Raw genomic sequence first — 20,492 nt, 5'->3', positions numbered from 1 at the left:
GGGGAGTTATAACGCAACTTATTCTTGATTCGTTACATAAAAACAAGAGCTATGGGTGCTAACAATGAAACAGCATAAATATTTATTTATAGATCGCGATGGCACAATCATTATCGAGCCAGAAGATAAACAAATTGATCGTATCGACAAGCTTGATTTTTTGCCGGGTGTATTTGATGCACTCACTACCTTGCAACAAGTGGGATTTAAGCTCGTTATGGTTAGTAATCAAGATGGTCTAGGTACATCTTCTTTTCCAGAGTGTGATTTTAATGCACCACATGAATTAATGCTTAAAGTCCTTAAATCGCAAGGGATTATCTTTGAAGATATTCTAATTTGTCCGCATTTTGATAATGATCATTGCGATTGTCGCAAGCCGAAAGTGGGATTGCTCATGTCCTATTTGCGTGATCAGCGTATCAATCGTGATCACAGTTATGTCATAGGTGACAGGCTAACCGATCTTCAGTTGGCGGATAATCTAGGGGTTAAAGGTCTTCAAATTGCAAATGAGCAATATCCTGATTGGTTAACGATTAAAAACCATATTCTTTACACGCCAAGAGTAGCAACGATTACACGTAAAACACAAGAAACCGACATCACCGTGTCAGTTAACTTGGATCAAGCAGGCAAAATTAACATTCATACGGGTATTCATTTTTTAGATCATATGCTTGAACAAGTGGCAAAGCATTCAGGTATTAGCATGGATATTCAAGCGCAAGGAGATTTGCATATTGATGATCATCATACGGTTGAAGATATTGCCATTACTTTGGGGCAAGCATTATCTCAAGCCTTGGCTGATAAAGTTGGCATACAGCGCTATGGGTTTCTACTACCGATGGATGAAGCAAGTGCTCTGATCGCTTTAGATTTAAGTGGACGGTTTTATTGTTTATTTGAGGCGGGCTTTAACCGTGATAAAGTTGGAGATCTATCGGTTGAGTTGGTGAGTCACTTCTTTTACTCACTGGCAGAGAGCTTAAAGGCAACCTTACACATTAAACTTAAAGGTCACAATACACATCATATGATCGAGGCGTCATTTAAGGCATTAGGTAAAGTCTTAAAGCAGGCGGTGGCAAAGAACTCATTAGATATGCCAAGTACCAAGGGGGTGTTATGATCGCAATTATTGATTGCTGTGGCAGCAACTTTGCCTCAATCCAATATGCATTTGAGCGTTTGGGACAAACGGTCGTATTAACGCATGATCATGAGGTTATTCAAACAGCGGATTATGTGATCTTGCCAGGTGTTGGACATGCCAAAACAGCGATGGAAGCATTAAAGTCACACCAATTAGATCAGCTGATTCCGACACTGACCCAGCCAGTATTAGGCATTTGTCTAGGAATGCAGTTGTTACATGAATCCTCAGAAGAAGGCATGGTCGATTGCTTGAAAATCATACCCGGTAGCGTTAAAAAATTTCAGTCAACAGATACTTTAATCCCGCATATGGGATGGAGTCATTTATTGGTGGATGAGAAGATACGCAATAACAATCCCTTATTTTCTGGGGTTAATCCTGATGATTATGTTTATTATGTGCACAGTTTTTATGCTGAACCTACAGCATTTACTGTGGCATATAATGACTATATCAACCGCTTTAGTGCCGTAGTAAACAAAGATAATTTCTACGGTATGCAGTTTCATCCAGAGAAATCAGGTAAGGTGGGCGAGCAATTATTGAGAAATTTTATTACGAAAACCTAAAGGTTAAAAAGTTGAAAAGCTAAAAAGTTTTGGATATTAGTTATCAGTAGTCTAAAATGATACTAGGTATTACCTAGTGTTATAAGGAGCATATTATGGCAACATCACTAAAAATTTCAGATGATTTAAAAGGGCGCATTCAGCAGCTTGCTCGGTTACAAGATAGAACACCACATTGGATTATGATGCGGGCAATTAATGAGTATGTTTCAAAAGAAGAAAAGAAAGAACAATTTAAGCAAGAAGCGTTGGCTTCATGGCAGTCTTTTCAAGAAACAGGCTTACATATTACTGGAGATGAGGCCATTCGCTGGTTGCAAACTTGGGGGACTGACAGTGAGGAGCCTGCACCTAAATGTCACAAATAAAAATTACAGAAGTTGCTTTACAAGGGATTCAGCGTTGCCAATTTTTTCTTGAGTCCAGAAATACTCTAGCAAGTCAACGCGCAGCAAATGAAATCGCTAAGTATATTCAATTACTTAAAGAGACGCCAGAAATGGGAAGACCATTGTCTGACAATCTTCGAGAGTTGATTATTCCATTTGGTGATTCTGGCTATGTGATTTTATACAGATATGAAGCTGTGACTGATATTTGTCATGTTTTGGCATTTAAACATCAGAAAGAAGCAGGTTATTAAAAGAGGAAATAAATGAACATTATCCCCGCAATAGACTTAATCAATGGTCAGTGTGTGCGCCTGCAAAAAGGTGATTTTAATGCCATTACCCAATACACGGTGACACCTGAAGACATGGCAATGAATTATCAACAAAGTGGTGCCAATTATCTACATGTCGTAGATCTGGATGGTGCAAAACAGGGTAAGCTTAAGCAGCTTGATGTGATCAAATGTATTCGTAATAGTACGACATCAATTATGCAGGTTGGTGGTGGCATTAAGGGTGAAGAAACGGTTGATGATTTATTATCCATCGGTGTTGATCGTGTGGTTTTAGGTAGCATTGCTGTCAAAGATTATAAGCAAACAGTACGCTTTATTGAGCGCTTTGGCGCGGACAAAATCATATTGGCGCTTGATGTCAACATCGTTAACGATACACCGATGGTGGCAACACATGGTTGGCTTAATACCAGTGATCAAAGTCTATATGACGTCATCGAATATTATTTGGGGTATGGTTTAGCGCATGTGCTATGTACGGATATTAGTAAAGATGGCATGTTACAAGGCGCTAATACGCAGCTTTATCAGGACTTAGTTGCTAAATATCCAACAATTTCATTTCAGGCGTCAGGCGGTATTGGTGCATTGGCTGATTTGCACAATCTTAAAAAGACTAAAGTGCAAAATGTAATTATAGGGCGCGCGCTTTATGAGGATAAATTGAGTCTAAGTGAGGCACTAGCATGCTGACAAAACGTATTATTCCATGCTTGGATGTATTAAATGACCAAGTGGTTAAGGGCGTGAAATTTCAAAATCATCGCATTGTCGGTGATATTGTGACGTTAGCCACACACTATAGTTCGCAAGGTGCTGATGAGCTGGTGTTTTATGATATTGCTGCCAGTACACGTCAGCAAGGCGTGTCACCACAGTGGGTAACAGATATTGCCAAAGCGATAAATATTCCTTTTTGTGTGGCAGGTGGTATTCGTAGTGTTGATCAAGCGCGTACAATCTTAAATGCCGGAGCCGATAAAATATCGATTAACTCACCTGCGTTAGAGCGACCTGCGCTCATTGATGAATTAGTCGATGCTTTTGGTCAACAGTGCGTTGTGGTCGGTGTCGATAGCAACTATATCGATAATGAATATGTTGTCTGTCAATACACAGGCGATGTTGAAAAAACGCTAAAAACTAAGCGTCAAACAGAAGATTGGGTAAAGGAGATCGCCAAACGAGGTGCCGGTGAGATTGTGATCAATTGCATGCAACAAGATGGGGTCAAAAATGGCTATGATATTGCGCATTTAGCGGCAATGTCACAAGTGGTGAATATTCCTGTTATTGCATCAGGTGGCGCTGGAGAGATGATGCATTTTAATGAGGTCTTTCAAAAAACGCGGGTATCTGGTGCATTAGCAGCAAGCGTATTTCATAATGGCAGTATTCAAATGAGTGAGCTTAAAGCATATCTCAGAACACATGATCACAATATTAGAATGTCGAATTAAGGATAAATGTGGATAAACTGATTTTAAACAAAATTGATTGGCAAAAAATGAATCACTTAGTGCCTGTGGTTGTGCAATGTCGCACCTCTGGCAAGGTACTTATGCTAGGATTCATGAATGAAGAGGCCTTATCACAGACAATGATTACTGGCTTTGTGACCTTTTACAGTCGCAGTAAACAAAGACTTTGGCAAAAGGGTGAAACAAGTGGCAATGTTTTGAAACTTGTTGATATTGCTGTAGATTGTGATGGCGATAGTCTTGTCGCTCTAGTTGATGCGGTGGGACCGACATGTCATAAGGGCACCGAGAGCTGCTTTGACAAAACCTATGATAACCCTTATGGCATATTGACTCGATTAGAGAACACCATTAAACAACGTAAAAAGGATAAACCGCAAAATAGTTATGTCACGAGCCTTTTTGCCAGTGGTGTGTCGCGTATGGCACAAAAAGTCGGTGAAGAAGGTGTTGAAACCGTGATTGCGGCGATGAAAGATGATCTAGATGAGCTTAAAAATGAAAGTGCAGATTTGATCTTTCATTTGTTGGTATTACTAAGAGAAAAAGATTTATCTTTGCAGGATGTGATCAGTGTTTTGCAAGTAAGAGAAAATAAGCATTAATTTAAGGTTTATGAGATGAAGTTAATGGATTATAAGTATATTGATAGCTTTAAAAGCCTTAAGTTATATCAAATTTTACTACCATTTAGATTTGGGGGTAAATTGGTCAAAGTTATTTTTGTCTTATGGGTGCTTGGTATGTTAGGGCTAATAATCAGTATATTTGTAAACAATTCATGGCTGAAGGTCACTTTGTTAGTAAGCTTTATGGCTTTAACGGTGGTATATATACACTATTTGGATAGAGCTATTATTCGTTACTACAATCTAAATGATACAATGCGATTACTATATAAAAGAGAGAAGCTATATTGGCGTAGTACAAAATATTTAATGTTTTATGAGAAGCATCCTGATTTACTCGATAACCCAGAATATTTAATCGAACTTGCCAATAGAATCACAAAGGAAGCAGAGTATAAAAAACTTCAAATATTGCAACACCCAGTTCTTTCAGTTGTGGCTGCTATATTTTTTGTGACCTTAGGAGCCTTTTTTGACAAATTAACTTTTAATATGATTTTACAAGCTCTGATTTTTCTAACGATATGTTTGTACTTTCTGTGGCTATGGGTAGGTTCATTTAGAACTGAAGAAGCAAAACTCAACGACTTCAAACTTATATTACTTTGGGGTGAGCAAAATGCAAAAGAGCTAAAAGAGCTTTTTGGAAAAATGGAGAAGAGAAACAAGAAAAAACCAAACCATTAAGTTTGAGTTAAGTTTAAAGCACTACACTCAATAACAGCTGGTCGAAGATGTTTTTCCTCTCCTCAACTGTTTTTCATATTTCGATCAGCAATATTTCAAAATTTTATCATTAATTCTAAAATCACTCTTCATTTATCTTTTTTTTGATCTATATTTTGCCTTGAGCGGGCAAAATTTCAGGGGCGATGATGCAGAGTTATCAGCGAAATACAGCGTTATTGACGCTAATACAAACAGCGAGTTTATATCAAGTGGCGTTAGATCCAAAAACGATTTTTCATCAGTTTGCTGTCGATGGTGTATTTGAACATACGGCATTAATGCGCGCGCTTAAAGCCAATGGCTTTCATGCGAAAGAAATCAGTTGTGATATGACAAGTATCAAATCATCTGCGTTACCTGCGATTATTATTGGCAAAGAGGATTATTTTGTTTTGGTCGGCATTAATGATCAACAAGAATATCTTGTGATTTTAGCCAATAGTAATGAGCTGACTCATTTGACATCTACTGAATTTAATCGACTGTTTAATGGCAAAGTTATTTATCTGAATCCTAAAAATAGCAACTCAAAAGATAAGGCATTTAATATCAAATGGTTTATTCCGGCATTGTGGAAATATAAACACGTCTTTCGTGATGTGCTGATTGCATCATTTTTCTTGCAGTTATTTGCACTTGTGACACCCCTGTTTTTTCAAGTGGTGATGGATAAAGTCGTTGTCCATCAAGCTTTAACGACACTGGAGATATTAGCCATAGGCTTTGTCGCTGTGAGTATATTTGAAGTGATCTTAGGTGCGATTCGCACGTATTTATTTGCGCATACGACAAGTCGCGTTGATGTTGAGCTGGGCACTAAACTTTATCAGCATTTGTTAAGTTTACCGCTTGCCTATTTTGAAGCGCGTCAAGTGGGTTTAAGTGTGGCACGTGTTAAAGAGCTTGATAGTATTCGTGAGTTTTTAACCAGTAGCGCATTGACATTGATTATTGATCTTGGGTTTACCTTTATCTTTTTTGCGGTGATGTGGTTTTATTCAGCCAAGCTCACACTTATCGTATTGGCAACGATTCCTTGTTATATCGTATTGTCACTTTTAATCACACCAATACTAAAAGCGCGCCTTGATCAGGCATTTAAAGAAGGTGCCAAAAATCAAGCCTTTCTCACTGAGTCATTAACTGGGATTCAAACGGTGAAATCCTCAGCGATTGAGCCACAAATGCAACATAAATGGGAAGATAATCTGGCAAGTTATGTACGTACCAATTTTCGTGCACGCAACCTAAGTAATATCACCTCGCAAATCGCACAATTCATTAGCAAGATCACAACACTTTTGATCATTTTTCTAGGGGTTAATCTCGTTATTTCAGGTGATTTAACGATTGGGCAGTTGATTGCTTTTAATATGCTTGCAGGACGTGTTACCAGTCCTATTTTAAAAGTGGTGCAACTGTGGCAGGACTTCCAGCAAGCACGCATTTCATTAAAACGTTTGGGTGATATCCTCAATACAACAGCCGAAGGATCTACACTAAGCAATAATCAGCAGTTAGCTGAACTCTCTGGAAATATTGAGTTTAAGCATCTGACCTTTCATTATGGTATGAATACACCTGCGGTATTAAAAGAGATTAGTTTCAACGTGCCGGCTAATCAATCTATTGGCATTGTCGGGCGTTCAGGCTCGGGTAAGAGCACATTAGCAAAACTGTTACAAAAGCTTTATGTGCCACAATCCGGTAGTATCTTATTAGATGGCGCCGATATCTCAGCATTAAGTGCCGTGTGGTTAAGGCAGCAAATTGGTGTGGTATCACAAGAGAGCTTTTTATTTAATCGCAGTATTCGTGAGAATATTGCATTAACCTGCCCCGGAGCCTCTCTTGATGTGGTTATCAATGCTGCCAAATTATCAGGAGCGGATGAGTTTATTGTCAAATTAAAACATGGTTATGATACGGTGGTAGAAGAACAAGGTGCCAATTTCTCCGGTGGTCAGAAGCAGCGTATTGCCATCGCCAGAGCATTGATCAATGAACCTAAAATTCTCATTTTTGATGAGGCGACTTCAGCGCTAGACTATGAATCAGAGCGCATGATTCAACAAAATATGCGTGAAATCACCCGCAATCGTACCGTGTTTATTATTGCGCATAGATTATCAACGGTGATGCATTGCGATAAAATTATTTATCTTGAGTCAGGGAAGGTGGTTGAAGAGGGTAATCACAATGAACTATTAGCATTAGAAGGTCACTATGCCAAGCTCTATCACACTCAATTTACAAGTACATAGGGGGAGGTATGAGAAACTTAGGTCGTAAAATAATTGATCTGTACTATAAAGTAATACAATGGCAAGACAGGCGCAATCAGCAAAAGGATGAGCTTAGTTTCCTGCCTTTGGCACTTGAAATTGAGCAAAAACCACCACATCCCTTAGCACGTATTATGATGTGGCTTTTGGTTATCTTAATTGTGATTGCTGTACTATGGGCGTGTTTTGGCAAAATGGATGTTGTGGTTACAGCACAGGGCAAAGTCGTCCCTGAGGCGCAAATCAAATCGATTCAACCGCTGGAGAAGGGTGTTATTAAAACGATTTTAATCAAAGATGGTCAGTTAGTAACAAAAGGACAATTGTTAATTGAATTAGATCAGCGTGTTACCCAAACCGATATTGATAACCTTACGCAACAGCGCAAGGTCGCCTATTTTATGTTGAAAGAGTATCAAAGCCTCTATCAATTACTGTTGCAACCAACTAAGGATAGCTTGGTAAAAAGCGATATTGACAAGCAAGTGTTAATAAAGGAGCTAACACCATCAGAAAGAGCAGCTTTAATCGAGCTGATATGGCGTAAATGGCAAGCTTATGTTGCCGATATTGATTATCTTTTAGCTGAGATCAATGCTGCCAAAGCTGAGAAAGAAGCACTACAGATGCAACTTGAGATGCTTAACAAAACACTGCCGATTATTACCGAGCAAAACCGTATGTACCAAACCTTGCATCAAAATGATTACGGTTCAAAAGCCGATATGTTACAAAGTCAAAAAGCCGTGATTGAGACCGAGCAAGCGTTGGCGCAACACAAAGCAACAGTGGCACAATTAAGTGCAAACATCAGCAGCAAAACCAGTGCGTTGATGCGTGCTAAAGCAGACTATTTGGCACAAGTGTTAGAACAGATTGAGTTAAATCAAAAGGACTTCAAAAGTCTTAATAATGAACTTGAGAAATATCGATTGGTTAAAAAAGCACAAAGCTTAACAGCACCACTGACTGGGTTTGTTCAGAATTTATCTGTACATACGGTGGGTGCAGTAGTTACACCAGCTCAAGTATTGATGCAGATTGTCCCCAAAGACAGTCCACTAGAAGTCAGTGCAATGGTTTCAAATAAAGATATTGGCTATGTCCATGAAGGGCAACAAGTCCAAGTAAAGGTCGATACGTACCCCTTTACCGAATATGGCTTATTAATCGGTGAGATTATTGAGATAAGTGATGATGCGATTGAAGATCAGAATCTAGGATTGGTCTTTAAAGTGATCACAAGGCTTGATGGCACAACATTACACAAGCAAGGAAAAGCATTTTCCATTCGTTCAGGTATGAGCGTATCAATCGAGGTAAAAACCGGTGAAAGACGCATTATTGAGTATTTCTTAAGTCCGTTAACCAAGGCGTTTAAAGAGAGTTTGCATGAAAGATGATATGGGTGTGGGAGTAAAATTTGATCTTTAAAAATAATGGTCTAGGCTTAATCCGAGGCAACTCTATGCAGGTAACGGTAATAATATGATTACCACAGGTAGCGGCAATGATCTTACCGAGGTTCAATCCGGTCAAAATACTATTCGCTCTGGTGCTGGCGATGATGTTATTACTGTTGAGAGTAGCGCCAGCCATGAGGTTCCTAACATACTTTATCCCGGTCAAGTCATAGATGAACATTTGTTGACTCTAAATGATTTACAAGTATCAATGAGTAATCAGATATATGCCGGTGCTGGAGATGATACTGTTTATAGTGGCGATGGGAGTGATTTGATCTATGCAGGTAAAGGTGATGATGTCATTTATGCAGGAGGCGGTGATGATCAGCTTTATGCACAATGGGGTGATAATATCTTATATGGAGATGCAGGAGACGATACCTTATAGTGCAGGCAATGATGGTGCGGATCAGCTTTTTGGTGGTACTGGTGATGATATCCTTCGAGCTAAAAAAGGTGATGACTATTTAAATGGAGAACAAGGAGATGATAGGCTTATCGCGCATGGTGATAACAACACATTAGTTGGAGGCGATGGCAGCGATTATTATCAAGTAAACTTCAAGAATGCTAATAATACAATTATTCATAATTATGATAACGATAACAGTAGTGACTTTATGAAGCTCAATGGCGTTAAAACAACGGATCTAAGATTTTATCGAGAAGTAAGTAATTTAATGATTAAAAATTTGGCAGACAAAAATAAGCCTAAAGAGATCATTGTAACTGACTGGTTTGAATCTGAAGATCATCAAATTGATGAGATTGAGGTTGGTAAATTTGTACTAAGCAACAAACAAATTGATGTGATTATTCAAACATTGGCAAGCTTTAATGTTGAAACCGGTGTTGGTGAAGATCTATTGAACAAAGACCAACAAGATGAGATCAAAAGTACACTGGCAAAAGCTTGGATGCCAAAATCAGCTTAGTTATTGGCAATAATCTGTAATAACCACTTTTTATTTCTATTTAATAACTCATACTCACTCAGTGGTTGTTGATAAGCTACACCCATATATTGCAAAGAATGCTTAGCAATACTGGCAAAAACAGGTGCTGCTGATACGCCACCGAATTGATAAAAGTGGCTACCTTTAGGATTGTTGATCCAAACGACAATTGAAAGCCTTGGATTTTTAACAGGTGCGACACCTGCAAAAATGGCGTTATATTCATTAATGAATTTGCCATTGGCAACGCGATGTGAAGTTCCTGTTTTGCCAGCCACATCAAACCCCGGGATATTAGCAAGCACACCCGTGCCATGAATACTGACGACGGTTTGCAGCATAGCCAATACCTCTTTGGCAATGTCTTTAGGCAATACTTGACGGCAGTTGATTTTATCTGGATGCTTTGGTTTAATCAAACGCATTGGACAGAGTTTACCATCATTGCCAAAAATCGTATAAGCATGTGCTAATTGTAAGGCTGAGCTCGTTAACGCATAACCAAATGAAAGGGTGGCAAACTCAAACTCGCTTAAGGAGCTTAAAGGTGGCAAATAGCCATTGGTTGCACGCGGGAAATCAATGGTTGAAGGTTGTCCAAAGCCTAAGCTTGACAAGAAGTTATAAACTTTTTCTTTATCCAATGTTAAGGTGACTTTGCTGACACCAACATTACTCGATTTCTCAAGAATTTGAGTCAATGTGATATCACCAAAGTTCGCATCATCACGGATGCGATGCCCGTGCAAGAAATAATAACCAGGATTGGTATCAATCATACTATCTGGTGTGTATTTACCTGAAAGAAGTGCTTGAGAGATGAAAAATGGCTTAATAGTTGATCCCGGTTCAAAGGTCTCAATAACCGGTTGCAAGGCAACGGGCTTACCAGTATGCTCATTGAAGTTATTAGGATTAAAACTTGGATAACTGGCAAGTGCTAGAATCTCACCATTTTGCGGGTCAACAACAACAGCAGCGCCTGAGTCGGCATTGGTGTCAATGACCCCTTTTTTAAGCGCTTGATAGGCAAAGCTTTGGATATTACTATCAATGGTTAAATCAATACTTTTACCTAAGTGATAATGTTGCGGCTGATCATTAAAATTTATCGCATGTCCTTTACCATCCAACGTGCTAGATAGTGCGCCTTTCTCTGCATGCAGCTTATTTTGGTAGGTCATCATCAAGCCGTCTTGTCCTTTATTGGCAATGTTGGTAAAACCAATAAGAGGAGCTATTTCATTGGCTTTAGGATAGTAGGTTCTATTTTGATCCTCAATCTCAATTCCTGGGATATGTAATGCTTTTAAATCATCGATTTTTGAGGGTTCAACAAATTGTGCAGCGATATAATATTGTTTATTGGGATACTTACTGATGAGTGCTTGAATGTCACTTAATGAAAGACCGTCAATCTTTGCTTCATCGATCTTTTGATATTTTTCAGGATAATCTTTTAAAACTTTGATATCTAAAATAACCTTATACAAATTGGTGCTCACTGCCAATGGAATGCCGTTGCGATCATAGATAATGCCGCGTGTTGCATCTAGATCAATGGTGCGATGACTCTCACTTTGCCCGTGATCAGATAGGAAATTATGATCTTTGGTCTCCAGATAAAACAAGCGATAAACCAGCACAAGAAAGACGGAAATAATTAGGAAGAATGTAAAGAAAAAGCGCCACTTATGTTTTGGGGAATACTTAGGTTTATGATCGGAAGCTTTAGTCTTGTTCGGTTGCTTATTATGGTACTGTTTCATGCATAAAAATATCGTGGTCACTGTCACAGTTCGTGAGTGTACCGGAAAATGCAGTGTTAAGACAACAGCTAGCATCAGAATTGCCAATAATTGTCCTTGGTAATTGCGTTTTGTGGCTAATATTGGTATACATAGAGGCAGTTTGAGGGTTATCAAAAATGACAGAAAATAAAAAAAGTAAAAGTAAAAGAAGGTAAATAGATCGCTATGCATAACATTGAAGAAACGTTAAGTGTGATTAAGCGTGGTGCCGAAGAGGTGCTTTTAGAAGAAGATTTGATTGCAAAGTTAAAAAAGAAAAAGCCACTTATTGTCAAGTTTGGCTGTGATCCGACGGCACCTGATATCCATTTAGGGCATACTGTGGTGATCAATAAGTTGCGCCAGTTACAAGATTTAGGGCATGAAATTCATTTTTTAATTGGTAACTTTACCGCACAAATTGGTGACCCAACGGGGAAAAATGCCACGCGCCCACCGTTGTCAGAAGCAGAAGTGGAAGAGAATGCTAAGACCTATCAAAAACAAATTTTCAAAATTTTAGATCAAGAAAAAACGGTCGTTAAGCGCAATGGTGATTGGTTTGATCAGATGACTGCAAGTGATATGATTAAGCTTGCATCAAAACAAACCGTTGCCAGAATGCTTGAACGTGATGATTTCTCTAAGCGCTACAAATCTGGACAAGGCATTGCGATTCATGAGTTCTTATATCCATTAGTACAAGGCTATGACTCGGTGGCTATGGTTGCAGATATTGAGTTAGGAGGGACAGATCAGAAGTTTAACTTATTAATGGGACGTGAGTTACAAAAGCAAGCAGGGCAAGCGCCACAAGTGATTATTACTATGCCATTATTAGAAGGTCTTGATGGTGTCAAAAAAATGTCTAAATCAGCCAATAACTATATTGGTATTGAAGAGCCTGCAGATGAGATGTTTGGTAAAATCATGTCGATTTCGGATGAGCTGATGTGGCGTTATTATGAGTTATTAAGCTTTAAACCAATGACTGAAATTGAAAGCTTAAAAGAAGCGGTTAATAATGGTCAAAATCCGCGTGATGTGAAGATTGATTTAGCTAAAGAGATTATTGCGCGCTTTCATGATGAGGCGGCAGCACAAAAAGCACATCAAAACTTCATCGATCGCTTCCAAAAGAATCAGATCCCTGAGGATATGCCTGAGGAAACGATTACATTAGCAGAAGATAACATGCCGATTGCGAATGTTTTAAAGCTAGCGGGTTTGGTCTCAAGTACTTCTGAAGCGATTCGTATGATTAAGCAAGGCGCGGTCAAAATAAACGGTGATAAGGTTGCAGATACGCAACTTGCATTGAAGCAGAAAACCTCAGACGTTTATCAAGTTGGCAAAAGAAAGTTTGCTAAGATTACACTGGTATAGTAATGATGAAAATAAGTTGCATCAGCCATTACCTCTCTCTTTGATGGATCGCTCGTGCAGCTTGCGCTGCGCGGGTGAGGGGGATAATTAAAACGCAACTTATTTCTTAATCATTACATAGAGAATAGCAAAAGCAGTAAAAAGTAATAAAAAAGCAAAAGGAAATAAAAATGGAAAAATTTATTCAGGAAGTCTTGGTTATTTTTGTGATATTAACGGCATTAGTGGTGCTTTATCATGTGTTTATCTTTTTATTTTGGATCTTGTTAGTTGCCATTGGTGTTGCAATTGTCTATCGCGTAATTAAATTTATTGTATCTTTGTTCTCATCAAAGAAAAGCAATACCGTTGAACATGAAGACTTATAATTAATTGGTGCCGTGTGAAGCAACTAAAGGCGTTAATCTTAAGTGTGATGTTGGTGGTACTGACTGCCTGTGGTAGTCATGATAAAGGATCCTTAAGTAAGTCTGATCTTGAGACAGGTGAATATGCAGATGAACTCAAATCACATTTAGATGTGCGTCAAGCGCAATTAAATGAGCTTTTTGCCAATAGTCGTATCACCCAAATGCTCGTGCACGCCAATAAGCGTTTAGCTGAGGAAACGCCATTACCGGAAGCGCGTTATCAGGCAATTGACCAGAATATGCAAAAAATGCGCGATACTTATAATGTTCAGCTTTTGCTTTATAATGCCTGTGCGGTTAAATTAAAGCAGTTTCAGGCAGAGCATCCTGCATTTGTTGAGATTTTTGTTACTGATTTATCTGGCATGAATATTTGCCAAACCAATATGACGACGGATTTTTATCAAGCAGATGAAAAATGGTGGAAAACTGCTTATAATAACGGGTTGGGTAAGCTTTATTATGGTGAAATTGAGTATGATGATAGTGCATCAGAAGTTGTTGCACCAATCTATATGCCAATTTACGCGCATAAAAAATTAATTGGCATTGCCAAAGCATTAATAGCAATTGAGGATATTAAACTAAGTGAATTTAATTGATGCGATCAGATGATTTTATATAGCACTTAGCTGCATAGACAATTGCATAAGTAATTGGAATCGCCAATATACAGAAAATGGCTTTGGAGCCAAATGATCCAAGAATTAAAGTGGTTTTGTTAGGAAATGTCCAAAAGACGATAGAAATAAAAATCACGGAATCAATCAATTGACCTAAAATGCTTGAAAAAGCTGAACGCAACCATAAAAAGCGCCCTTTAGATAGGTCTTTGATTGTCTGAAAGATAAAAACATCAAGGAACTGTGAAATAACAAAGCCAATAACAGTGCCCAAAATTACAAGGTTACTTTTGGCTAAGACATGAGCATACATACTTTGGTCGTGCCAACCAGTGGTATGTGGCATAATGACCGAAAGCTCAATAATCACTACAAAAATCACCTGACTGATAACCCCGAGGATTGAGATAAAATAAGCTTTCTTTTTACCATACAATTCGCAAACTGCATCAATGATAGGAAAAGTGAAAAGGGCGAAAATAATATTTGAAAAAGGAAAGCTTAGCCCTAAATCAATGGGCTTTGTGGCGGTGATTGCTGATGAAGTCATTGCGCAAATAACGATCATTGACAGGGTTAACAAAATAATAACATGTTTATTGACGCGCTTATCATTTTGTAAAAAATGTTGTTTTGTTGCTGTTGTCATGATGCCTCCCTCATTTTTTGTAACAGACAATAGTAAAACCCATCTCCACCATTTTGGGTGGGTAAAATCTGGTAACCATGGATTTGTTTGAGTCTGTTATCCATCATTGGAATATCAATAACAGTAAACTCACAATGTGTTTGCAGGAAATTTGCTATTTGTTTGTCATTTTCTTCAGGCAAAATAGAGCAAGTAGCATAAAGAAGTAAGCCATTAGGTTTGAGATAACTCACAAGATTATCTAAAATGCGCTGTTGTATTTGGACAATCTCTTTGACTTCCTCAGGCGTGCGTAGCACTTTGATATCTGGGTTGCGCCGAATCACACCAGTGGCACTACACGGTGCGTCAATTAATATCTTATCAAATGAAATACTCTCTTTAAGTGGTGCTGTGGCGTCATGAATTGCAAGGTGAATATTAAGCTCATGTAACTGTGTGCGCGCAAGGTTCTCGTTAATGCGTTCAAAGCGCTTGGCATTATTGTCCATAATCGTTAATTCAATGTCAGGGCAGAGTTCCAACAGATGCGCGCTTTTGCCACCGGGAGCCGCACAAGCATCAAGAATTTTCTCTTGTGTTTGTGGTGCTAAGATATGTGCGGCCAATTGAGCTGAGTGATCCTGTACACTAAAGAAACCTTGAGAAAATAAAGGTAAATCATTGATATTTTGTGCTTCATTTAGTTGAAGACAGTTGTCAATTGTTGTTGTTTTATAACCAATGTTATTGTCTTCTAGTGCCTTTAGAAATTGTTCCGGACTTTGCTGTTGATTAAGACGCAGAAAAACCGGCGGCTGAATATTACTATTGGTAATGATATTGTCAAGTTCATTGGCGTAGTGTTTTTTAAGCTTGCCATACAACCAATCAGGTAATTCTTTGAAATGATGATTACTTGGCAAGGATGCTTTATCGATCTGGCGTAATAATGCATTAATAAATGATTTGGCACTACCAATATTAAGCTCAGCACAGGCATTGACGGTTTCATTAATAGATGCATGCAGTGGTTTATGCATAAAGATAATCTGATATAAACCAATCATTGCTAATAGTCGCACTTTTGGTTTGGTTTTGCCTTGTGCTTGTAAATTAAAAATATGCTCAAGGTAAAAAAAATGGCGAAATACGCCATAACATAACAAGTAGACTAAGCGGCGATTTTGCTCCGTCAGTGGATAGTGTTGAAGTGTTATATCTAAAGACGCTAAGCTGTCTTTATGCTGAGTTATTTGATGAATAATAGAACATGCGATAGCACGTGGATTGGTTAATTTTTTCATTGTGTAGATTTAGGTTAAGCTTTTTCAGCAGGTACCAAATGGGGGGTCAAAAACTTGGTCAGTTTGGCGACGATGCGCGGATTGCCGCCAATTAGTCGTCCGTCATCTAGGTAACTGACGCCACCATCTAAACCACAAAGCATACCACCGGCTTCTTTAATCATAAGTGCTGCCCCCGCCGTATCCCAAATTTTGGCATCTCGTGATGTCCAAACAGCATCTAAGTAGCCCGCGGCAACATAACACATATCAAGTGCTAATGAGCCAGAGTAGCGAAGACCTGAGATCTCTTTATGTAGATCAAGCACGGCTTCAGGGTAACTGTGTGCAAAGACTTTTTTGCTGAATTTCAAAGCGCCAGAAAACAAGCAACCTGAGAATTCTTTGCGATTAGCAACACGGATACGTTGACCATTAAGTTGTGCGCCTGAGCCTTTAGTTGCCGTAAATAATTGATCTAAGTAAGGGTTGTAAATGACCGCAAGCTCTGTTTTACCACGAAACTGCATCGCAATCGAGACACAATGATGCGGGATGCCATGAATAAAGTTATTCGTGCCATCAATTGGATCAATAATCCATGTGTGGTCACTCTCTTCATTACCAAATTCGCCGGATTCTTCAGTAATATAATACTGATCAGGAAACGCGCGTTGCAAAATATCAATAATTGCTTTTTCAACGTCAATATCGACATTAGTAACATAGTTATTAGGTGCTTTTGTTTCAATCTTAACGTTTTGCATGTTTTCACTTGCGTTTAAGATCATACGACCTGCTTTGCGTGCAGCTTTAACTGCAACATTCATCATTGGATGCATGAAAAATACCTTTAGCTTTTACCCGAATAAAAAATTAGTTGTGTATAATACCTGATTTAGTATTAAGGTGATAGTTTCTATTTTAAAGATGTTAAATAAAATTCGAATCATTCTCGTTGAGACCTCACATCCGGGTAATATTGGCTCAAGCGCTCGTGCCATGCTTAATATGCAACTAACTGAGCTTTATTTGGTGAATCCCAAACAGCTGCCAGATGAGCAGACAATGGCGACAGCCGCTCATGCCACTGATGTTGTTAATAATGCCAAGATTGTACCAACGCTGATTGAAGCACTTGAAGGTGTCAATCTGGTAATTGGCACCAGTGCCAGAACACGGCGTATGGATTTGCCGATGCTTAGTGTTGAAGATGCAGCACAACAGGCAATGGTACATGTGAGTAAAGGCCTTAATGTAGCGATTATTTTTGGGCGTGAACGTACGGGACTTTTTAATGAAGAGCTTTTGATGTGTCACTATCATGCATTTATTCCAAGCAATGAAGGGTATACCTCATTAAACTTGGCACAAGCCGTGCAAATTGTTGCTTATGAGGTATTTAAACAATATTTATCGCATAATGAGGTGGAAGTCTTACCAACACAAAACCATGTCCGCGAAAAAGCTTCCGCTAAAGAAGTCCAAAGCTTTTATGATGAACTAACACATAAAATGCAAGTTGTTGGCTTTTTAAATCCTGATAAGCCAGGACATGTTGTTGATAAATTAAAGCGGCTATTTCAACGAGCACAACTTGAGTCACAAGAGATTAATATTTTGCGTGGTTTTTTGAGTGAAATTAAAAATGAAGATAAAGGCTAGTTAAATGATAATTGTTGGTGTCGATGAAGCAGGGCGTGGACCATTAGTCGGTTCAGTCGTTGCCGCAGCTGTGATTTTAGATCCAGATAAACCGATTACGGGATTGATGGATTCAAAAAAGCTCACTGAGAAAAAACGTGAAGTACTTTTCACTGAAATTACGGATAAAGCAAAGGCTTATGCAATTGCTGAGTGTAGTGCACAAGAGATCGATCAGTATAATATTTTGCAAGCAAGCTTGTTAGCTATGCATCGCGCGGTTGCTATGCTTGATATTGACTTTGATAAAGTGCTTGTAGATGGTAACCGCCTGCCGATTTGGAATTTTAATTCAGAAGCAATTGTAAAAGGAGACAGTAAAGTACAAGAGATAAGTGCGGCATCGATTCTCGCTAAAGTCTATCGAGACCGTCAGATGGTTGAATTAGATTATGAATATCCAGAATATCAATTTGCCAAACACAAAGGCTATCCGACTAAAGTGCATCTGGAATTACTTGAAAAGTATGGTGTTTTGGATATGTATCGCAAGAGTTTTGCGCCGGTGGCAAGATGTATTGATAGAGAAAGTGTTGATGAAATTGTAAATGAGAAACAAATTCAATTATCCTAACCTGCTCAGCCTTTCCTACAAGATGCTAGATGAGCGATAAGCTGACTAATTACTGGGTTGTATTAATACTGATCGCGCACACGTGCTTGCAAATCACAAAATGACACATATGCTGTTAATGCTCTTTTCCAAGTTGGGGTCTTTGCAGTTTTAGTGTTTTTATATAAATTGTGCATGATGTTCTCCTTGTTGAGAGTTTATTGTGGGGGACAAATGCAGTATAGACAAAGATTTATAAATAGACAGTTTCAGCGGGGTAACGCTGTGTAACAAAATTGATACGTGATTAACTTTAAAGCATATGTAACAAACAAAACAGGGTAGAAAATTACAGCAAGTGTTAATGCACACTGTTAATGTAATTTAGGTTTTTTATTAAATTGCCAAAAATAACATCTTAATTGAAACAACCAAAAGCAAAACAAGAAAAATTACTTTAAGCACTTTAGGTGGCGTTTTACTTGAGAGCTTAGCGCCTACTTTTGAGAAAATCATGCTACTAGGTACAACGCAAAGGATTGCCGGTAGGTATAAATAACCTAGACTCCAACTAAGTTCAATATGATCCATTAAGCCCGTTACGATAAAGGTAATGCTACCTGTTATTGCAATGATGAGTGTAAAAAGACTCGATGTGCCAATAGCAATACGAATTGAGTAACCTAATGAATTGATATAAGGAATGGTGATAATGCCACCACCAATACCAAAGAATCCTGATTTAATGCCAACGACACTGCCCCAAAAGGCACTTTTGCGTTTACCACTGCGTTTTGGCTTTTCAATAGCATGGCTTGATTGAAAAAGCATGCGTAAAAACATAGATAGCATCAATAAGGCAAATAACAGACCCAAAAGGCGTGAATTAAGAAAATGGGCAATAACCGCACCGATAATATTCATGCTGATAATCCAAGGTAGCATTTTGATGGTAATATCAAAACTTACTTCGCGGGCGCGGAGTTTGTGCGGTACTGAAGAAAGAGCTGTAAAAATCATAATACCTAACGAGGTACCCGCAGCAAACTGCATATAGGCACTTGTGGTTTCAGGCAGTTGATGAAATACAAAGGCCAGTACAGGGACGATAATAATCCCACCACCAATTCCTAAAAGACCAGCGAGCATGCCAGTTATAGAGCCGGAAAATATCAATAATAAAATGAGATATGTCATGTTGGATTTACGTTGATTTGTCGGTTAAATGGGTTGAATAATTATAACAAATGAAAGAGAATAACCCAGTTCATTTAACCAGAAAAATATATAATTAAGGGTAAGTATGCTTTCTAATATTAAAGTCGGCAAAGATGCACCAAATGATGTCAATGTCGTGATCGAAATTCCAGCGCACAATGAGCCGGTGAAATATGAATTCGACAAAGATGCGAATATGCTAATCGTTGATCGATTTATGTCAACAACGATGCAGTATCCATGCAACTATGGCTTTATTCCAAACACATTATCAGAAGATGGTGATCCGGCAGACGTATTAGTTGTGTCTCCTGTGGCATTGCGCCCAGGGGTTATTATTAATTGTCGCCCAGTTGGTGTACTTAAGATGACGGATGAATCAGGTGTTGATGCCAAGATCATTGCTGTGCCCACGAGCAAATTAACCAAGATCTATGATGATGTGAAAGAGATTGATGATCTACCAAAGTTGTTGTTAGATCAAATTAAGCATTTCTTCGAACATTATAAAGATCTTGAGCCAAGCAAGTGGGTTAAAGTTGATGGCTTTGCTGGGGCTGAGGCAGCTAAAGCGGATATTCAAGCAAGTATCGAGCGTTATAAGGCGTAATCATATCTTCATCGTTATCTTTTTATTTTCGCAGCGATTTAAACCATTTATAACGAAATGTATTTAGACTTGCGTCGATCAAAAAGAAAATCACAGCAAGCTCGGGGGACAGCATATCTCCGGTGACAGCGTACAAAAATACGGCAAAAATCAAAATAAATATAACGGAACGTACTGCCGCTTTAGCACCATTTAGTTTGAACAATTCTTTATGTGTCATATTGCTTTGACGTTCAATCTCTTTTTCTTTATCTGTCATATCTGATTAGAAATTTTCTTAAACAAGTTGCGAGCATCTTAGCATAAGCCTTTAAGCGTT

General features: G+C 38.5%; 24 protein-coding genes and 1 pseudogene. 19 read left to right on the top strand and 6 right to left on the bottom strand.

The window, feature by feature from the left end; genetic code table 11:
• Nucleotides 1-64 precede the first annotated feature (64 nt).
• The 13 genes and pseudogenes from hisB to ACZ5V8_RS06545 all read left to right on the top strand — a co-directional run bounded on the left by hisB (nt 65) and on the right by ACZ5V8_RS06545 (nt 9,944).
• Entirely contained in the window at nt 65-1,135 is a 1,071-nt protein-coding gene (hisB, locus tag ACZ5V8_RS06605; protein WP_464217149.1) for a bifunctional histidinol-phosphatase/imidazoleglycerol-phosphate dehydratase HisB, read from the top strand.
• Nucleotides 1,132-1,731, top strand: coding sequence for an imidazole glycerol phosphate synthase subunit HisH (gene hisH / locus ACZ5V8_RS06600; RefSeq protein WP_464217148.1), 600 nt, complete (start codon nt 1,132-1,134; stop codon nt 1,729-1,731). The genes hisB and hisH overlap by 4 nt, the downstream gene beginning before the upstream one ends.
• A gap of 95 nt (nt 1,732-1,826) precedes the next feature.
• Nucleotides 1,827-2,099: a CopG family ribbon-helix-helix protein gene (locus ACZ5V8_RS06595; RefSeq protein ID WP_464217147.1), complete on the top strand. Its 273-nt coding sequence runs from the start codon at nt 1,827-1,829 to the stop codon at nt 2,097-2,099.
• Nucleotides 2,087-2,374: a type II toxin-antitoxin system RelE/ParE family toxin gene (locus ACZ5V8_RS06590; RefSeq protein WP_464217146.1), complete on the top strand. Its 288-nt coding sequence runs from the start codon at nt 2,087-2,089 to the stop codon at nt 2,372-2,374. Before ACZ5V8_RS06595 ends, ACZ5V8_RS06590 begins: the two co-directional genes overlap by 13 nt.
• A gap of 12 nt (nt 2,375-2,386) precedes the next feature.
• Nucleotides 2,387-3,112, top strand: a complete 726-nt coding sequence (hisA, locus tag ACZ5V8_RS06585; protein WP_464217145.1) for a 1-(5-phosphoribosyl)-5-[(5-phosphoribosylamino)methylideneamino]imidazole-4-carboxamide isomerase — start codon at nt 2,387-2,389, stop codon at nt 3,110-3,112.
• Nucleotides 3,106-3,879, top strand: a complete 774-nt coding sequence (gene hisF, locus ACZ5V8_RS06580; RefSeq protein WP_464217144.1) for an imidazole glycerol phosphate synthase subunit HisF — start codon at nt 3,106-3,108, stop codon at nt 3,877-3,879. The genes hisA and hisF overlap by 7 nt, the downstream gene beginning before the upstream one ends.
• An 8-nt stretch (nt 3,880-3,887) precedes the next feature.
• Entirely contained in the window at nt 3,888-4,505 is a 618-nt protein-coding gene (hisIE, locus tag ACZ5V8_RS06575) for a bifunctional phosphoribosyl-AMP cyclohydrolase/phosphoribosyl-ATP diphosphatase HisIE (RefSeq protein ID WP_440616969.1), read from the top strand.
• A 15-nt stretch (nt 4,506-4,520) separates the two neighbouring features.
• Nucleotides 4,521-5,216, top strand: a complete 696-nt coding sequence (locus ACZ5V8_RS06570) for a hypothetical protein (RefSeq protein WP_464217143.1) — start codon at nt 4,521-4,523, stop codon at nt 5,214-5,216.
• Between the two features lie 185 nt (nt 5,217-5,401).
• A complete protein-coding gene (locus tag ACZ5V8_RS06565; protein ID WP_464217142.1) occupies nt 5,402-7,522 on the top strand; it encodes a type I secretion system permease/ATPase in 2,121 nt (706 codons plus the stop codon).
• Nucleotides 7,523-7,530: 8 nt separating this feature from the next.
• A complete protein-coding gene (locus ACZ5V8_RS06560; RefSeq protein ID WP_464217141.1) occupies nt 7,531-8,946 on the top strand; it encodes an HlyD family type I secretion periplasmic adaptor subunit in 1,416 nt (471 codons plus the stop codon).
• A gap of 61 nt (nt 8,947-9,007) precedes the next feature.
• Nucleotides 9,008-9,058 (top strand): annotated as a pseudogene (locus ACZ5V8_RS06555) (hypothetical protein); the annotation flags it as partial.
• Nucleotides 9,059-9,217: 159 nt separating this feature from the next.
• A complete protein-coding gene (locus ACZ5V8_RS06550) occupies nt 9,218-9,397 on the top strand; it encodes a calcium-binding protein (RefSeq protein WP_464218722.1) in 180 nt (59 codons plus the stop codon).
• Entirely contained in the window at nt 9,330-9,944 is a 615-nt protein-coding gene (locus tag ACZ5V8_RS06545) for a calcium-binding protein (protein WP_464217140.1), read from the top strand. The genes ACZ5V8_RS06550 and ACZ5V8_RS06545 overlap by 68 nt, the downstream gene beginning before the upstream one ends.
• Here ACZ5V8_RS06545 and ACZ5V8_RS06540 read toward each other — a convergent pair.
• Nucleotides 9,941-11,734: a peptidoglycan D,D-transpeptidase FtsI family protein gene (locus tag ACZ5V8_RS06540; protein WP_464217139.1), complete on the bottom strand. Its 1,794-nt coding sequence runs from the start codon at nt 11,732-11,734 to the stop codon at nt 9,941-9,943. The two genes, ACZ5V8_RS06545 and ACZ5V8_RS06540, sit on opposite strands and share 4 nt — an antisense overlap.
• Before the next feature lie 207 nt (nt 11,735-11,941).
• Between ACZ5V8_RS06540 and tyrS the strand changes: the two genes are divergently transcribed.
• From tyrS to ACZ5V8_RS06525, 3 genes are all read left to right on the top strand, one after another.
• Nucleotides 11,942-13,141, top strand: coding sequence for a tyrosine--tRNA ligase (tyrS, locus tag ACZ5V8_RS06535; protein WP_464217138.1), 1,200 nt, complete (start codon nt 11,942-11,944; stop codon nt 13,139-13,141).
• Nucleotides 13,142-13,311: 170 nt separating this feature from the next.
• Complete coding sequence (locus ACZ5V8_RS06530) at nt 13,312-13,509, top strand: hypothetical protein (protein WP_151192646.1); 198 nt, start codon at nt 13,312-13,314, stop codon at nt 13,507-13,509.
• A gap of 14 nt (nt 13,510-13,523) precedes the next feature.
• Entirely contained in the window at nt 13,524-14,153 is a 630-nt protein-coding gene (locus tag ACZ5V8_RS06525; protein WP_464217137.1) for a PDC sensor domain-containing protein, read from the top strand.
• Here the strand turns inward: ACZ5V8_RS06525 and ACZ5V8_RS06520 are convergent.
• Genes ACZ5V8_RS06520 through ACZ5V8_RS06510 form a run of 3 tightly spaced genes read right to left on the bottom strand, consistent with a single transcriptional unit; the run spans nt 14,146 to nt 16,930 of the window.
• Nucleotides 14,146-14,823 carry a queuosine precursor transporter gene (locus tag ACZ5V8_RS06520; protein ID WP_464217136.1) on the bottom strand — a complete coding sequence of 226 codons (678 nt, stop codon included), beginning with the start codon at nt 14,821-14,823 and terminating at the stop codon, nt 14,146-14,148. The two genes, ACZ5V8_RS06525 and ACZ5V8_RS06520, sit on opposite strands and share 8 nt — an antisense overlap.
• On the bottom strand, nt 14,820-16,109 hold the full coding sequence (rsmB, locus tag ACZ5V8_RS06515) for a 16S rRNA (cytosine(967)-C(5))-methyltransferase RsmB (RefSeq protein ID WP_464217135.1): 1,290 nt from the start codon (nt 16,107-16,109) through the stop codon (nt 14,820-14,822). The genes ACZ5V8_RS06520 and rsmB overlap by 4 nt, the downstream gene beginning before the upstream one ends.
• 14 nt (nt 16,110-16,123) lie before the next feature.
• The gene (locus tag ACZ5V8_RS06510; protein ID WP_464217134.1) at nt 16,124-16,930 is read right to left on the bottom strand and encodes an inositol monophosphatase family protein; all 807 of its coding nucleotides are present in this window, start codon (nt 16,928-16,930) and stop codon (nt 16,124-16,126) included.
• 79 nt (nt 16,931-17,009) lie between these two features.
• Here ACZ5V8_RS06510 and ACZ5V8_RS06505 point away from each other — a divergent pair, with 79 nt between their 5' ends.
• Both ACZ5V8_RS06505 and rnhB read left to right on the top strand, forming a co-directional pair.
• Nucleotides 17,010-17,753: an RNA methyltransferase gene (locus ACZ5V8_RS06505; RefSeq protein WP_464218721.1), complete on the top strand. Its 744-nt coding sequence runs from the start codon at nt 17,010-17,012 to the stop codon at nt 17,751-17,753.
• A gap of 4 nt (nt 17,754-17,757) precedes the next feature.
• Complete coding sequence (gene rnhB, locus ACZ5V8_RS06500) at nt 17,758-18,366, top strand: ribonuclease HII (RefSeq protein WP_464217133.1); 609 nt, start codon at nt 17,758-17,760, stop codon at nt 18,364-18,366.
• A gap of 375 nt (nt 18,367-18,741) precedes the next feature.
• On the opposite strand, the gene ACZ5V8_RS06495 is transcribed toward rnhB, so the two are convergent.
• Entirely contained in the window at nt 18,742-19,542 is an 801-nt protein-coding gene (locus ACZ5V8_RS06495; RefSeq protein WP_440616982.1) for a sulfite exporter TauE/SafE family protein, read from the bottom strand.
• A 106-nt stretch (nt 19,543-19,648) separates the two neighbouring features.
• Between ACZ5V8_RS06495 and ppa the strand changes: the two genes are divergently transcribed.
• Nucleotides 19,649-20,173 carry an inorganic diphosphatase gene (gene ppa, locus ACZ5V8_RS06490; RefSeq protein ID WP_464217132.1) on the top strand — a complete coding sequence of 175 codons (525 nt, stop codon included), beginning with the start codon at nt 19,649-19,651 and terminating at the stop codon, nt 20,171-20,173.
• A gap of 22 nt (nt 20,174-20,195) precedes the next feature.
• On the opposite strand, the gene ACZ5V8_RS06485 is transcribed toward ppa, so the two are convergent.
• Nucleotides 20,196-20,432: a hypothetical protein gene (locus ACZ5V8_RS06485; protein WP_203250155.1), complete on the bottom strand. Its 237-nt coding sequence runs from the start codon at nt 20,430-20,432 to the stop codon at nt 20,196-20,198.
• Nucleotides 20,433-20,492 lie beyond the last annotated feature (60 nt).

This window comes from Cysteiniphilum sp. GTC20157, from assembly GCF_055396795.1.
This window is presented reverse-complemented; position numbering and strand designations above follow the sequence as displayed.

Coding starts and splice junctions, on each gene's coding strand:
- hisB (WP_464217149.1), top strand. CDS start 65: ATGAAACAGCATAAATATTTATTTATAGATCGCGATGGCACAATCATT.
- ACZ5V8_RS06520 (WP_464217136.1), bottom strand. CDS start 14,823: ATGACAACAGCAACAAAACAACATTTTTTACAAAATGATAAGCGCGTC.
- hisH (WP_464217148.1), top strand. CDS start 1,132: ATGATCGCAATTATTGATTGCTGTGGCAGCAACTTTGCCTCAATCCAA.
- rnhB (WP_464217133.1), top strand. CDS start 17,758: ATGATAATTGTTGGTGTCGATGAAGCAGGGCGTGGACCATTAGTCGGT.
- ACZ5V8_RS06545 (WP_464217140.1), top strand. CDS start 9,330: ATGATCAGCTTTATGCACAATGGGGTGATAATATCTTATATGGAGATG.
- ACZ5V8_RS06530 (WP_151192646.1), top strand. CDS start 13,312: ATGGAAAAATTTATTCAGGAAGTCTTGGTTATTTTTGTGATATTAACG.
- hisF (WP_464217144.1), top strand. CDS start 3,106: ATGCTGACAAAACGTATTATTCCATGCTTGGATGTATTAAATGACCAA.
- ACZ5V8_RS06595 (WP_464217147.1), top strand. CDS start 1,827: ATGGCAACATCACTAAAAATTTCAGATGATTTAAAAGGGCGCATTCAG.
- ACZ5V8_RS06590 (WP_464217146.1), top strand. CDS start 2,087: ATGTCACAAATAAAAATTACAGAAGTTGCTTTACAAGGGATTCAGCGT.
- ACZ5V8_RS06560 (WP_464217141.1), top strand. CDS start 7,531: ATGAGAAACTTAGGTCGTAAAATAATTGATCTGTACTATAAAGTAATA.
- ppa (WP_464217132.1), top strand. CDS start 19,649: ATGCTTTCTAATATTAAAGTCGGCAAAGATGCACCAAATGATGTCAAT.
- ACZ5V8_RS06550 (WP_464218722.1), top strand. CDS start 9,218: ATGAGTAATCAGATATATGCCGGTGCTGGAGATGATACTGTTTATAGT.
- rsmB (WP_464217135.1), bottom strand. CDS start 16,109: ATGAAAAAATTAACCAATCCACGTGCTATCGCATGTTCTATTATTCAT.
- ACZ5V8_RS06565 (WP_464217142.1), top strand. CDS start 5,402: ATGATGCAGAGTTATCAGCGAAATACAGCGTTATTGACGCTAATACAA.
- ACZ5V8_RS06570 (WP_464217143.1), top strand. CDS start 4,521: ATGAAGTTAATGGATTATAAGTATATTGATAGCTTTAAAAGCCTTAAG.
- ACZ5V8_RS06510 (WP_464217134.1), bottom strand. CDS start 16,930: ATGCATCCAATGATGAATGTTGCAGTTAAAGCTGCACGCAAAGCAGGT.
- tyrS (WP_464217138.1), top strand. CDS start 11,942: ATGCATAACATTGAAGAAACGTTAAGTGTGATTAAGCGTGGTGCCGAA.
- ACZ5V8_RS06540 (WP_464217139.1), bottom strand. CDS start 11,734: ATGAAACAGTACCATAATAAGCAACCGAACAAGACTAAAGCTTCCGAT.
- hisA (WP_464217145.1), top strand. CDS start 2,387: ATGAACATTATCCCCGCAATAGACTTAATCAATGGTCAGTGTGTGCGC.
- ACZ5V8_RS06485 (WP_203250155.1), bottom strand. CDS start 20,432: ATGACAGATAAAGAAAAAGAGATTGAACGTCAAAGCAATATGACACAT.
- ACZ5V8_RS06495 (WP_440616982.1), bottom strand. CDS start 19,542: ATGACATATCTCATTTTATTATTGATATTTTCCGGCTCTATAACTGGC.